Genomic DNA, 12902 nt, shown 5'->3' on the forward strand with positions numbered 1-12902 from the left:
AACTCAGCGGCCGGCCACGGGCATTGTCAGCAACTGCAAGCGCTGGGCAATGGCGGCGGCCGGAGCGTCGGGACGGATTTTGCTCCAGCGTTTATTGGCGACATCGCCGACGATCAGCTGCGTGGAATGTTGCTCGGGCGTCGGTACGATCTGGCCGATGCGGCTCAATACCAGGTCCATCTGCGCTTTGTCGCCAGTAAGAAAAAGCCAATGAGGGTCATCGGAACCCTGCTTCAAGGTGTAAGCCTTGAGCACCGCTGGCGTGTCGCGCAGCGGGTCACTGGTAAGGGAAATGAAGGTGATGTCTGGCGCCTTGTCGCCCAACAACTCGCGGACTTCTTTGAGCTTTTGGGTGATCAGCGGGCAGGCATCGTTGCAACTGGTGAAAATGACGTTGAGGAGCACTACGCGGTTTTGCAGTGCATCGCTGTAGAAGCGCAGGGTTTCGCCATTTTGATCCTGCAACAGCGTGTCGGTGAACCAGGTTTTCGCGTCGTGAGTGCCTTTGGCCGGCGCGGCGACCACGGCGGCTGGCGGCTCAGAGATGTGGTCTTCGTGAGCGAACGCGACGTTACCGAGAATCCAGAAGCACACGGTCAGGGAGATCCAGTCGAGCAGTCTCATGGCTGTTGCTCCATGGCGATGGCGGTGTGTTTGGCGTGGGTGCGCAGGCCGCTGAGTTTTTCCACTTCCTTGGCCAGCAGTGCCGGATCGGTGAAGCCGTAGTAGCGCATCCAGTGGCGGCTGTTGCCATCGCCGACGAGGATCAGCGGCTGGTGATTTTTGAAGTCGCCGCTGAAATTGCCGAGGCCTTTGAGGGTTTCATTGATCGACTGCGGCGAGCCGGTCAGCCAGCTCCAGCCCGGGCCGCGCTGGAAGGTGCGCGCATAATCCTGCAGACGTTTCGGGTCGTCACGTTGCGGGTCGATGCTGATCGACACCAGTTGCACTTCTTCGCCGACGCGCGCACCGAGTTGTTTCTGCACCTTGCCCATGATCGACGAGACCACCGGGCACACCGTGGTGCAACTGGTGTAGATAAAGCTCATGACGACGATTTTGCCCTGCACCAGATCCTGCTCCAGGCGCACGGTTTTGCCGGTCTGGTCGAGCAGCGGCACGTTGGCGAATTTCACCTGAGCGTGCTCTTGAGTACTGCTGGCCGGGGCCTTGTGCCCGGCGTGTTCGTCTGTCGAATGGGCGTTGGCGTGTTGAACGCCGAGGCTCAACAGGCACAGGGTCAGCAGGCCACTGGATGCAAATCGGTTCATGTTGAAACTCCTCGTCAACGGGCCTGGCCGGGGGCTACCCGAACACTGGCAAAGGTCTTGTCATCGAAACCGGCGCCCAACGATGCCGCACGCACATGCAGGTACCAGGCGCCGCTGCGGTCGAGGGTGATCGGCGCTTCGTACACGCCGTCGGCGACTTCCAGCGCCGCCACTTCACGCGGGTGCGAGGTGGGTGCGAGGTAGTAGCGCAGTTGCACGTCTTTCACACCGCTGCGCTGGGTTTTGTCTTTGCCTTGCACGATGCGGAAGCGCACGACGTAGGGGGCGTTGAGCGTCACGGCAGTCTTGTCGAGAAGGAACTCGACTTTCGGCTGACCGAGGTGTTTTTGCGGTTTGCCGTCAGGGTCAATCTGCGCGGTAAAGCAGTGAATGATGTTCGGCTGGTTGAGCAGAAACGCCACGTCAAAGCGCCCCGCCGCCGGCAGCTTCACCCGCGCGCTGTAGAGCCCCGGCGAGACTTCGCGCAGGCTGCGGTCAATGACCATGGCGGCACGGGCGATCTGGCCACGGTTGGGGTAACCGGACATCGGCGCGTTCATGCCTTCGGCGTAAAAGTAAGTGGTGTTGTCGACCGGGTTGACCACGAACACCGCGTTGTCGTCGCGCGACACCGCCAGGCTTGAGGCCAGCGGTAAATCCCCGGCCAGGCGCGGCGCTTGCGGGCCGGCCTCGAAACCCTGGCTGATCGGTTGGCGGCCTTCGCCCAAGGAAGACAGGTTGATCATGGTGACTTTCGGCGAAGCCAGTCCGCGGATGTAGGCGTAGGCCTGTGTAAACACCACTTGGTAGGGTTCGGCGCTGACGTCCAGATCATGGATGGCGCTGTTGGTCGCGGCGTCGATGACCGTGGCGCGGTTTTCCAAAGTGTTGAGCACAACGCCGAAGCGGCCGTCGGCGCTGAAGCCCATGGGGCCGAGTCCTTGTTGCAACTTGATCACCCGGCGAATGGTGTGAGTACTGGCGTCGATCACGGTGACGGTGCCGTCCTTGCCGTCGGCCACATACACCGCGCCGGACAGTGGCGAATAGGCGACTGACAGGGGATGCGAGCCGGTTTTGATCTGCTGGACGATGTTCAGGCTGGCAATGTCGACCACGCTGACGGTGCCATCGTCGCGGTTGCTGACAAAGGCGAAACGGCTGTCCTTGCTGAAGCTGATTTCGTGGTGGCCGCGCCCGGTCTGCAGATGTTTGAGGGGTTTGAGGCTTTGGCTGTCGATCACCGTCACCCCGGACTCATTGGCTTTGCTGGCGTTGTTGCCGACCCACAGCAGACGTTCATCCGGTTGCAGCGCCACGCGTACGGGTTGGCTGCCGGCGGCGATCGAGTCGAGGACTTTGAATTGCTCGCTGTCGATGACGGCCACTTCGCCGGCCGTCGGCATCGAGACGAACACGCGTTTATTGTCTTTGGGCGTGACCCAGTCCATCGGTGGCTGCTTGAGTTCGATCCGCGCCAGGGTGCTGGTGATACCGCCGACTGACACCGACGGATCGACCACGGCAATGCTGGCGTCGCGGTTCATCACCAGCAGGAAATAGCTGTTGAGGTCGAGCAACGGCCGCGCACCGATGTTGGATTTGAGAAACACCCCGACCCGGGCCTTGCAGCTCTGGTCACGGCCCTGGGCTTGATCGGCGGCGAGGGTTTGCGGATCGACCCAGGCACCCGGCGCTACCCCGGACAACGGCTGGCCGGAAGCGCTGTCGGTGACGCGGAACTGCACATCGGCGAATTCGCCTTCGCGCAGTTTGCCGTCGGCGGCCAGTGGCTTGAGCTTGAAATCCACCGCCACGCCATCACGGTTCAGCATCTGACTGGCCCCCGTTTGCGCCAGGGCAATCTCACTCAGCGTCAGCAACGCCCCGGTCAGGGCCAGCGTGCAAATACCGATGATGTTGATGATCCTGTTCATACCACCCTCCCCTGTAACATTCACTTCCAACCACTGCCGCCCTCACTGCCTACCCTCACTCCTACATGGGATTTGCATTCATCCCGCAACCTCACTGCCCACCGCAGACCCTGTGGGAGCTGGCTTGCCAGCGATGGCGTCCGTCCTGTCACATCAATGGCGCCTGTGCCGCCGTCATCGCTGGCAAGCCAGCTCCCACAGGTTTTGTATCCATCCCGTCAATCTCACTGGCACCCCTGGCCCCTTGTGGGAGCTGGCTTGCCAGCGATGGCGTCCTTCCTGTCACATCAATGGCGCCTGTGCCGCCGTCATCGCTGGAGAGCCAGCTCCCACAGGTTTTGCATTCATGCCGCAATCTCATTGCCACACCTGGCCCTTTGTGGGAGCTGGCTTGCCAGCGATGGCGTCCTTCCTGTCACATCAATTGCGCCTGCGCCGCCGTCATCGCTGGCAAGCCAGCTCCCACAGGTTTTTTATCCAGCCCGTCAAACTCACTGGCACCCCAGCTCCCACAAGGATTTGCATCCACAGGGATATTGTCGTTGCACCTATTTCTACTGCCCCTGCGGTGCCGGCTCCGGTTCGTTGGTCACGCGCAGCAAGCCCCACAAACCGGAGGTGTTGCCGTAGGCGGCGTAGTCGCGGAACAGGTAGTCCCCCGGGATCGCATTGCTGCCGCCGGCGCTGGGGATCATGAAGCTGAAGTGCGCGGCCGGCAGGATGCTTTCGTGGGCGCCGATGTACATCGACATCGGGTTGTAGCCGAAGCGCACCGAGCCCACGCCCGGCGTGCCCATCGGATAACCCCCGGTATCGCTCTTCTCGGCCTGGAACGGGTTCACCGACCAGACATGCCCGTCGAGCTGGAACGTGGTGCCGCGACTGCCACCGCTCGGCATCAGAATGTGCATACGCAATGGCTGCCCGGGTTTGGCATACAGCACCGGTGTCTGCGGATCGCCACCGACCAGCGCATTGCTGTAAGCCATGTGCGCATTGACCATGTCGCCGTAACCCGCGCCATCGGCATGGCCGAACGGTGCATCCGGGGCGAGGCCGAAGCGATACCACAGCGGTTCGGTCTTGTAGTTGATCGCCATGCTCGAGTTGTCCTGCGGATCGGTCGGCACGCCGAAGCCCTCAGCGGCGATCCCCTCCACCGGCCGGCCATTGGCCCAACGGGTGTTCAACGCCTTGTGCCAGACCATCGCAAAGTCGCGGTAGCTGGTTTGCCCAGGCGCGGTGACCGTGGCGTTGACCTTGCGCGCATCGTCAACCCAGGTTGCGCCGATCGGCAGGATGCTCATCGCCCCGCCAAGGCCTTTTTGCGGCTGCTTGATCACGTCCGCCGGGGTGATGTTCAAACCGCCGAACTCGACCGCCGTGGCGTTGATGTTGTCGACGCTGCGGCCCAGTTGCGTCACCGGTTTGCCTTCACGCTCCAGGTGCCCGGCGTAGTACTGATAGGTACGGGTCGGGTACGCGCCGCTGCTGCCGACACGCGGTGGCACGGTCTGGATCGGGTTAGCGCCGACGTTGGCGCCGTCGGATTTGGTGATGTCGTAGGCCAGCAGTTGTGCATGCAGACCGACGTGGCTGGACGGCCGCATCAGGTTGTTGCTGAAGGTGGTCGAACCCAGACCGCTGTTGCGATCACGCTTGACCATGCCTTGCATCACCGCAGTCTGGGTCAGGTCAGGCATCACGCTCGGCAAACGGTTTTCCAGGGTGATGTTGATGCAGTCCCCCGCCGCTGCGCGCAGCACCAGCGGTTCCACCGGGATGCCGGGTTTGAGCTTGCCGCTGAGCGGATCGAGATCGGATTTACGCACATACAGAATCGCCGTCGGATCATGCAGCGGCCCGCTCTGCCCGCCGATGGTGATGGTTTCGCCATCCTCCGGATCCGTCACGGTGACTTGTGGAATGCTCACCGTGCGCGAGTTCAGCACCAGGGTGCCGCCCGCTGGATTGAGCGGCCCGCCGACATGCTGGCCAAGCCCTTCGGGATCGCCGATGGTCAGGCCCAGCGCATTGCCGAGGATGTCATTAGCCAGCGCCGCGACTACTTCATAGTTGCGCTGCACAGTGGGCCGGGTGCCAATGCCATTAGGGTTGGCGCCATAGCGCGGGCAACTGCCCTCGAACGCCACGGTGTTGCGCATGCCCGCCGGGCTCGGGTTGTTCGGGATGGCGAACAGGTCGGCGCGTTTGGCGGTGTAGTTGCGCATCACGCCCCAGATACCGCTCCAGTAGCCTTCGATCGAAGCGTCCATCGAGTACAGATAATCGCCCGTGGTCGCCGCCGAACTGGAGAGCATCGACACCGGCGCAATGAAGCCCATCTGCTCGGAGATGCCGATCATCTGCGACGCACGCCAGCCGGAGTTGGAGCTGTTACCGAAACCGGAACCGCTCTGCAGCCATTTCACACCGTGCAGGGTGACGTTGTGCTCTTCTTCATGGCCGCCGGCATGCACCCGCAGCCGCACGTTATCGCCAGTGTAGGTGCGCAGCATCGGCGTGAACGGATCACCCGGTTCGGCGCCGCCCTTGTTGATGTGCGGCGGGAACAGCGTGGTGCCACCGGTTGGGCCGGTCGCCGAGGTGAGCAGATTCGGCGCCAGGTTCATCGCCGGGATCGCCCGGTCGGTACGGCTTTGCATGGCGAACGACAGATCGCCACCGAGGCCGTCGGCCTGCATGCCGCGCTTGCCGTCCGGACCGACCTTGTTCGGGTCGTACACGCGCAGAGCCAGCGGTTCGTTGCGATAGTTGACGACGAACATGCCCGGGTCATCCACCGAAATCGCCTGCGGACATGGCCGGCTCGGGCAGCCCGGGACCTGACCGCCCTGCACTTCCAGTACACCTTCAAGCAAGTTGCTGGCGTTGTTGCGCACTGGCGGATTGATTGCGTAGCGGAAGCTGTCGGCGGTGGCCGGGAACGCTTGCGCATTCGGCACGCCGTTAGGACCAGCCCCCACATAGACGCCAGCTTCATAGGCGTGCTGGAAGTCGCTGTATTCGAGGAAGAACTCGCGGAAGCTGTCGTTCTTGCCATCGCCATCGAGGTCACCGGTGTTGATCACCGCTTGCCACGAGGTCGGGCCGCCATCCTGACGCGCCCCGCTGTACAAAGGCTCGCCGGTTTCGGCGTGGAACCATGTGGAACCGGCCGGCTCGGCAAGCACAGTCGCGTACAGTCCAATCTGCTGATGCGTCGATGGGCCTAAGTGGTCGTGGGTGAAGATGGTGCCGAGGCCGCGATCGACGCCTTTGGCGTTGACCACCGGGTCGACGAACCAGCGCTGCATCGCCGTGCGCGCACCGAGCCAGTCAGCGCGGCCGTATTGGCCGAAGAACGGATGGTTCTTGGCTTTCGGGCAGGCCTGAGTGCCGTCGCGCGGGTCGGTACCAGCGCACTGGTTAAACTCGCGGATCGCGTGAATGCGTTCCTGCACGGCGCCGGGCGAGAGCACGCCGTCCTCGTAGTTCCAGCCGTTGGACGAGCCGTCCGCCGAGGTCAAATCCCATTTCGGCAAGTGGATGTGCTGGCCGATCACATCGGTCGGCGTGCGCACCTGATAGTCGTCCATCTCATAGGTGGCCGGCACCAGGTTGGTTTGCTGGTATTGCACGCAATCGAAAGTGTTCATGCGCATCACCAGCGGCTCTGGTGGACGTTGCTTGGTGATCACCGGCCAGGCGTCTTCCCACAGCGCGAGAATGCGCGCCTGCGGAAAGTGATAACCGACCTTGTTGTAGACCGCGTCGAACTGGATGTTGGCGGCTTTGTAGATCCGTGGGCGGTCGGCGGTGAAGCTCGAGGCGCCGACGAAGGACATGCCGTCGATGCGTTCACCGCTGGCGAATTCACCGCTACCGGCGCTGGCGGTCAGGCGTTTTTGCCGGTCATCCATGCACGGTTCGTAGTACGGCGCACCCGCCATCGGCAAGGCACCGTTGGTGCGGAACGCCTTGGCCACCACTTGATTGCCGGGCAGCAAGGCATAGCTTGGATGGTCTTTTTTCGCGTGGAAAGCCATCGCGGCTTGTTCGACTTCGGTGCCTTCTTCCGGCAGGTAAATCGGTTTGGCGCGGGTGACTTCCTTGGAGAAATCCAGCGAAGTAGTCACGGTGTGGGCTTCGCCACCCGCCGAGACGCCGTCAAGTGCATGCCGTTGCAAACCGCCATCCCAACCACCGGATTGCGCCGGGTCGAGGTTGGCCCACAGCGCTTTGCCGCTGGCTTTGAGCGATTGCGCGGTGGCGGCGTCGAGCATGTCCAGCGGCGGGGTTGGCGGACGTTGGCCGACCGAGCTTTCCATGCCGCCGATCCAGAACGGATAGCCAGGGTTTTTCAGGCTGCCGTCGGCATTGCGGTTGGCTTCGCTGCGATCGACCAGCGCCAGCGAGCCAATGGCTTGACCGCCGGCGTTGCCGCCATGGTGCTCGCCGTCGTCATCGCCCTCTTCTTCATCCTCGTCGTCATCATTGCCGGCAACCAGGGTTTCACCGATTTTCGGCACCACCACCACTTTGCCGGGCATCGGCGCCATGGCTTTGCCGGGCAGCGGCACGATGGCCGGAATCGGCGTACCGGCGACTATTTCACCATCGGGCAAGGCCCGTGCCCCCGCCGCCGGTTTGCCACTGCGCAAGGCAAACGGTTCGCTGTGGTAACCGTCGGCGCCCTGCTGCGAAACATCGAGTCGAGTGCCCTCTTCGAAGACATCGTGCACCCGCCACATGGCCCACATGCCTTGGGCAAAGTGCGGATAGAAATGGCAGTGATAGATCGCATCGCCGGCCACGCGGTTGCGGTTGCCCGAACCACCGTTGGCGATTTCATAGGTGTAACCGGCGCCTGGGCCAATGCCTTGCGCGTCGACGTAGTCGGAGTTGTCGTCGTTGGGGTTGAACAGCCACTGATGGCCGTGCAGGTGGAAGATGTGCTGCTCATGGCCATTGTGGGTATTGCGGAATTTGACGAAGTCACCGATGTAGCTGTGGTTGACGTTCGACGGCTCCGACGGATACAGGGCCATGGTGGCTTTCACGCCGATCTGATCGGCGCGCGGTATCTGGCCGGGGGCGATGTTCTCAAGCCCGGTGTTGGCCGGCACATCCACCAGCATCGCCACATCGCCGACGGTGTGCGAGCTGAGAAAGAATTCTTCATAGGCGCACGACAGGCAATCGTGCATCGGCCCCACGCCCAAGCGGTTGGCGACCACTTCGGCGCCCATGCCGCCGGAGCCATAGTTGATCATGAACGAGTCGCGGGTCGGCTCCAGCACATGGGCCATCACCGGGTCGGCCCAATACGCCGGGAACGCTTGGGTGGCGGCGGTTTCGTCCTGGAACTGCGAGGCAAAATCGCGGAACGGTTCCAAGCGGTTGGGGATCGCCGGGTTGCGTTTGCCCATCGATTCCAGCGGATAGGTACTGGATGGAAAACTGCCGTCGGCGTTGCTACCCATGACGATCGCATCGCTTTCGCTGGAAATGATTTCACTGCCGTCGACCATGTTGATGATCGGTGTGCCGGCCTTGCCTTCACGCAACCACGGTTCGCGCTGCGGGTAGCGTGCCTGGTAATCAACGATCGGTTGGCCGGTGGGTGCGCGGCCAGTCGTGGCCAGGCGCATTTCTTCTTCGGTGAGGGTATTGCGATAGCTGCGACCGCCCTTGGGCAGGACGACGACCTGGCCGAACAAGCCATTGGCAACGTTGCCGGCCGCGCCTTCGCCGCCAAACGTCGCGCCACGGCTGCTGACGGCAAACGCGCCTTCTCGTTCGGCGAACAAGGTGTAGGAACGGCTCGCACCCGGTGGCACCAGACTGTTGGCGTTGCGGCCGGTGAACGAGGAAATGTCATCGATGCTGTTCACCGCCTGCAGGCCGTTGACCTGGAAACCGACGTGACGGTCGGCGACCTGCTCGTCGACTTTGAAGTCCTCCGCGCCGTTGGCGTTTGCACCCTCCTCCTCGCCCTCGTTTTCAAAGTGCTTGTTGGGGTTGGCCTGATAGTCCAGCAGGTTCTGCAGATTGATCGTCAGGCAATCCCCGGCGGCCACGCGCAACACCAGCGGCCGTGGACGCTTGTCCGGACGCAGCGAAACTTTGCCCGGCACCGCAGCGCCACCGTACGCCAGCGACTGCTCATGCTCATCGACCACATCGCGGCGCAGGGCGTACATCATGCCGTTGATGTTCTGCGCACCGAGGCGGTTGAACATCAGCGGTTGATCGAAGGCGACGACGTTGGCCACCAGGTTGCGCTCGCAACGCACGGCCGCGCCGGCCAGTTCGACGCTGAGCATCGAAGCCAGAATCAGCAGCCAGTTCAACAGAGACGGAGGGTGATGGATGCCAACCATGATCAGTAACCTCGTAGTGGGTGCTCGCAGGAACACTTCTCGACAAATGCCCCGGAGCAAGCCCCGTGCCACAAAAAATTTCATTAGCGTTCAATCAGTTACCGCGAGCACTTGAGAATCCGGGGGATATTCCCCACCCTTTTTCCCCATTTTTCGGGTCTATCCGGTTGGCCCCGAAAGTGGGGAAAACCGGGTTGGACTCACAACGGCGCATCCATGGCCAGGCCCTGCAAACGCCGGTACTGGCGCAACACATTCGGCACATACCGCTGGGTTTCGGCGAACGGTGGAATGACCCGGCCACGGCTGAGCACTGCGTCGGGCCCGGCGTTGTAGGCCGCCACGGCGAGGGCGATGTCGTTGTCGAACAGGGTCATCAGACGCTTGAGGTATTTGGCCCCGCCCTGGATGTTGGCCTTGGGGTCGTAGACATCGGTCACGCCAAGCTCGCGGGCGGTGTCGGGCATCAACTGCATCAGCCCGCCTGCGCCTTTGGATGAAGTGGCGCCGGGGTTGTAACGGGATTCGGCGTTGATCACCGCGTGCAGCAGCGCCTCGGGCAATTGATTGACCTTGGCCGCCGCCGACACCAGTTCCGCGTAGGGCTGGTTGGCGATCATTTGCGGCTGTTGATCGAGGCTGACCACCGAGGCTTCAGCCTCGCGGATCACCCGTTCGTAGGTGCGTCCGGGTCGGTGAACGTTGGACAGTACATAGCTGCCCTTGGCGTCCACGGAGATGAACACATCGGCTTGCGCGGCGCCGCTGAGCAGCACACAGCCGAGCAATCCGCTGGCGAGAAATTTCATGTCGGGCCTCCCCGGATCGACCCCGATAAATTGGGGGAAATGCCCCAATGGCCGATCACGTTTGAGCCATATGCAAGCACTGTGCCGACTCTTGAAATGCCCGTTTTACAAGGGCTTCAGCCAATCAACAGGTTTTCAGTGAGGCTGAGCATGGCAATTGCATAAGCCCTTCAGGCGACACGGCTGCCACTCACGGGAGGTCATCATGAAGCTGCAATTTAGTCCGCGTGGCCAACGCGGTTTTACCCTGCTCGAATTGCTCGTGGTGCTGGTGGTACTCGGCCTGTTGGCCGGGATCGTCGCGCCGAAATACTTCGCCCAACTCGGTCGCTCGGAAGTGAAAGTGGCCAAAGCGCAGATCGAAGGGTTGAGCAAAGCGCTGGATATCTATCGGCTGGAAGTCGGTCACTACCCGTCCACCGAACAGGGCTTGCAGGCCTTGGTCACCGCACCGAGCGACGAGGCGAAATGGACGGGACCGTATTTGCAGAAAAAGCTGCCGCAGGATCCCTGGGGACGTAATTACGCCTACCGCTATCCGGGCGAAAACAGCGAGTACGACTTGCTGTCGATGGGCAAGGACGGCCAGCCTGGCGGCGAAGGTGAAAACGCCGAAGTGACCAACTGGCAGTAAACGGAGCGCGGCCCATGCGATTTCATGTGAAAGCGGTTGGCAAGGCTGGGGTGGTGTCCTTGAGTGTGGAGGCACCCGGCGACAGCGAGGCGCGGCGGATCGCCGAAGATCAGGGATTGCGCGTGCTCAGCGCGCACGCCGACAAGCATTGGCGTTCGCTGAAACTGCGCCAGCGCGAGACATTCAACCTGGTGTTGTTCAGCCAGGAACTGACCACCCTGCTCAATGCCGGCCTGCCCTTGATCGATGCGCTGGAAAGCCTCGCCGAAAAAGAAACCGCCCCCGCTGCCCGGAAAACCTTGAGTGAGCTGGTGCGCCTGCTGTACGAGGGCAAATCCTTCTCGCAGGCGTTGGGCCAATTGTCGGCGGTGTTCCCGCCGTTGTACGTGGCGCTGGTGCAGTCCAGCGAGAAAACCGGCGCGGTCGGCGATGCATTGGGTCGCTACGTCAGTTATCGCCAGCGCATGGACGAGGTGCGGCAGAAGATCATCAGCGCCTCGATCTACCCGATGCTGTTGCTGATCGTCGGCGGTGGCGTGGTGCTGTTCCTGATGGGTTACGTGGTGCCGCGCTTCAGCCTGGTGTTTGAAGGGCTGGGCAATAACCTGCCGTGGCTGTCGCAGGTGCTGATGAGCAGCGGGATGTTTTTACATGCGCATCAGGCGGAGTTCTTCGGCGCGCTGGCGGCGCTGGTCATCGCCCTCGCCGTGCTGCAAAAGCAACCGGCGTTTCGCCGTGGGCTGGATCGGCTGGTGGAGAAACTGCCGGCCGTCCATCAACGGATTTTCATGTATGAACTGGCACGGTTTTATCGGTCGCTGGGGATTCTGCTGCAAGGCGGGATTCCGCTGGTGACCGCCATGGCCATGGTGCGTGGCTTGCTCACCGTCGCTTCGCGGACGCGGCTGGATCAGGCCTGCGAGCGGGTGCGCGAGGGACAGTCGCTGTCTACCGCGCTGGAACTCAATCACCTGGTGACACCGGTGTCCCTGCGCCTGCTGCGCGCCGGCGAGCAGTCCGGCAACCTCGGGCAGATGATGGAGCGTAGCGCCGATTTCTACGACGAGGAAATCAGCCGCTGGCTGGAGTGGTTCGTGAAGTTGTTCGAACCGCTGCTGATGACCTTCATCGGCCTGCTCATCGGGGTCATCGTGATTCTGATGTACATCCCGATTTTCGAATTGGCGTCGAGTATTCACTGACCGCGGGAACGGGTCCGGTCCCTGCAACAATGCACTTTTACGTTCCCAACAAAACCACAAAGACGGAGAACGATATGCACATTCAAAAGCTCGTGCTCGCAATGGCCATCGGCGCAGTTCTGTCGGCGTCTACGGTGCTGATTCCGGACAGTGTGTCGGGCGTGTCCAGTGCTCATGCCAAGGATGGGGGGAGCGGTGGTGGTGGAGGTAGTGGCGGTGGAGGCGGAAGTGGTGGCGGTGGCGGTGGTGGCGGTGGAGGTGGTGGTCATGGCGGCAACGGCGGCGGTAGCGGCGGTGGAGGTGGCGGTCATGGCGGCAGCGGCGGTGGTAGTGGCGGTGGCAACGGTGGCGGTCATGGCGGCGGCAACAGTGGCAGCGGTGGCAGCGGTGGCGGTGGCGGCAACAGTGGCCACAGCGGCAGCGACCACGGCTCCGGACACTCGGGCGACAGCGCCTCATCCGGCCGCAGCGGCACGCACGCCGAAGCGGGGGATGACCATGGCGTCCACCGCGCCGGTGAAGTCGGTGATGACCACGGGGTCCACCGCGCGAGCGAAGTCGGTGATGATCGTGGCGTGCATGCTGCAGGCGAAGTCGGCGATGATCGTGGCGTACATGTCGGCGGCGAGCCGGGCGATGACAAGCGCGCCAACTGATTTTTAA

8 protein-coding genes are annotated in these 12902 nt (G+C 62.4%); 3 read left to right on the forward strand and 5 right to left on the reverse strand.

All coding sequences use genetic code 11. The annotated features are described in order from the left end of the window. Positions 1–3: 3 nt before the first annotated feature. The 5 genes from M9827_RS22655 to M9827_RS22675 all read right to left on the reverse strand — a co-directional run bounded on the left by M9827_RS22655 (position 4) and on the right by M9827_RS22675 (position 10403). Entirely contained in the window at positions 4–624 is a 621-nt protein-coding gene (locus M9827_RS22655) for an SCO family protein (RefSeq protein WP_250607214.1), read from the reverse strand. Then, a complete protein-coding gene (locus M9827_RS22660) occupies positions 621–1271 on the reverse strand; it encodes an SCO family protein (RefSeq protein WP_250607215.1) in 651 nt (216 codons plus the stop codon). Before M9827_RS22660 ends, M9827_RS22655 begins: the two co-directional genes overlap by 4 nt. 14 nt (positions 1272–1285) lie before the next feature. Next, positions 1286–3208, reverse strand: a complete 1923-nt coding sequence (locus tag M9827_RS22665; protein ID WP_250607216.1) for a YncE family protein — start codon at positions 3206–3208, stop codon at positions 1286–1288. A gap of 554 nt (positions 3209–3762) precedes the next feature. Then, positions 3763–9594: a manganese-oxidizing multicopper oxidase MnxG gene (gene mnxG, locus M9827_RS22670; protein ID WP_284676972.1), complete on the reverse strand. Its 5832-nt coding sequence runs from the start codon at positions 9592–9594 to the stop codon at positions 3763–3765. A 200-nt stretch (positions 9595–9794) separates the two neighbouring features. Beyond that, positions 9795–10403: a lytic transglycosylase domain-containing protein gene (locus tag M9827_RS22675; RefSeq protein WP_250607217.1), complete on the reverse strand. Its 609-nt coding sequence runs from the start codon at positions 10401–10403 to the stop codon at positions 9795–9797. Between the two features lie 205 nt (positions 10404–10608). On the opposite strand from M9827_RS22675, the gene gspG reads away from it, so the two are divergent. The 3 genes from gspG to M9827_RS22690 all read left to right on the forward strand — a co-directional run bounded on the left by gspG (position 10609) and on the right by M9827_RS22690 (position 12895). Beyond that, positions 10609–11037, forward strand: coding sequence for a type II secretion system major pseudopilin GspG (gene gspG, locus M9827_RS22680; RefSeq protein WP_250607218.1), 429 nt, complete (start codon positions 10609–10611; stop codon positions 11035–11037). A 14-nt stretch (positions 11038–11051) separates the two neighbouring features. Continuing rightward, positions 11052–12239 (forward strand): type II secretion system F family protein, encoded by a 1188-nt coding sequence (locus M9827_RS22685; RefSeq protein WP_250607219.1) that lies wholly within the window; start codon positions 11052–11054, stop codon positions 12237–12239. Positions 12240–12313: 74 nt separating this feature from the next. Next, positions 12314–12895 carry a hypothetical protein gene (locus tag M9827_RS22690; RefSeq protein WP_250607220.1) on the forward strand — a complete coding sequence of 194 codons (582 nt, stop codon included), beginning with the start codon at positions 12314–12316 and terminating at the stop codon, positions 12893–12895. The last annotated feature ends 7 nt before the right edge of the window (positions 12896–12902 follow it).

This window comes from Pseudomonas sp. AKS31 (assembly GCF_023634765.1).
Classification (GTDB): Bacteria; Pseudomonadota; Gammaproteobacteria; order Pseudomonadales; family Pseudomonadaceae; genus Aquipseudomonas.

Excerpts from the sequence above, each read along its gene's own strand:
- M9827_RS22660 (WP_250607215.1), bottom strand. The coding sequence starts at position 1,271 with ATGAACCGATTTGCATCCAGTGGCCTGCTGACCCTGTGCCTGTTGAGC.
- M9827_RS22665 (WP_250607216.1), bottom strand. The coding sequence starts at position 3,208 with ATGAACAGGATCATCAACATCATCGGTATTTGCACGCTGGCCCTGACC.
- mnxG (WP_284676972.1), bottom strand. The coding sequence starts at position 9,594 with ATGGTTGGCATCCATCACCCTCCGTCTCTGTTGAACTGGCTGCTGATT.
- M9827_RS22655 (WP_250607214.1), bottom strand. The coding sequence starts at position 624 with ATGAGACTGCTCGACTGGATCTCCCTGACCGTGTGCTTCTGGATTCTC.
- gspG (WP_250607218.1), top strand. The coding sequence starts at position 10,609 with ATGAAGCTGCAATTTAGTCCGCGTGGCCAACGCGGTTTTACCCTGCTC.
- M9827_RS22675 (WP_250607217.1), bottom strand. The coding sequence starts at position 10,403 with ATGAAATTTCTCGCCAGCGGATTGCTCGGCTGTGTGCTGCTCAGCGGC.
- M9827_RS22690 (WP_250607220.1), top strand. The coding sequence starts at position 12,314 with ATGCACATTCAAAAGCTCGTGCTCGCAATGGCCATCGGCGCAGTTCTG.
- M9827_RS22685 (WP_250607219.1), top strand. The coding sequence starts at position 11,052 with ATGCGATTTCATGTGAAAGCGGTTGGCAAGGCTGGGGTGGTGTCCTTG.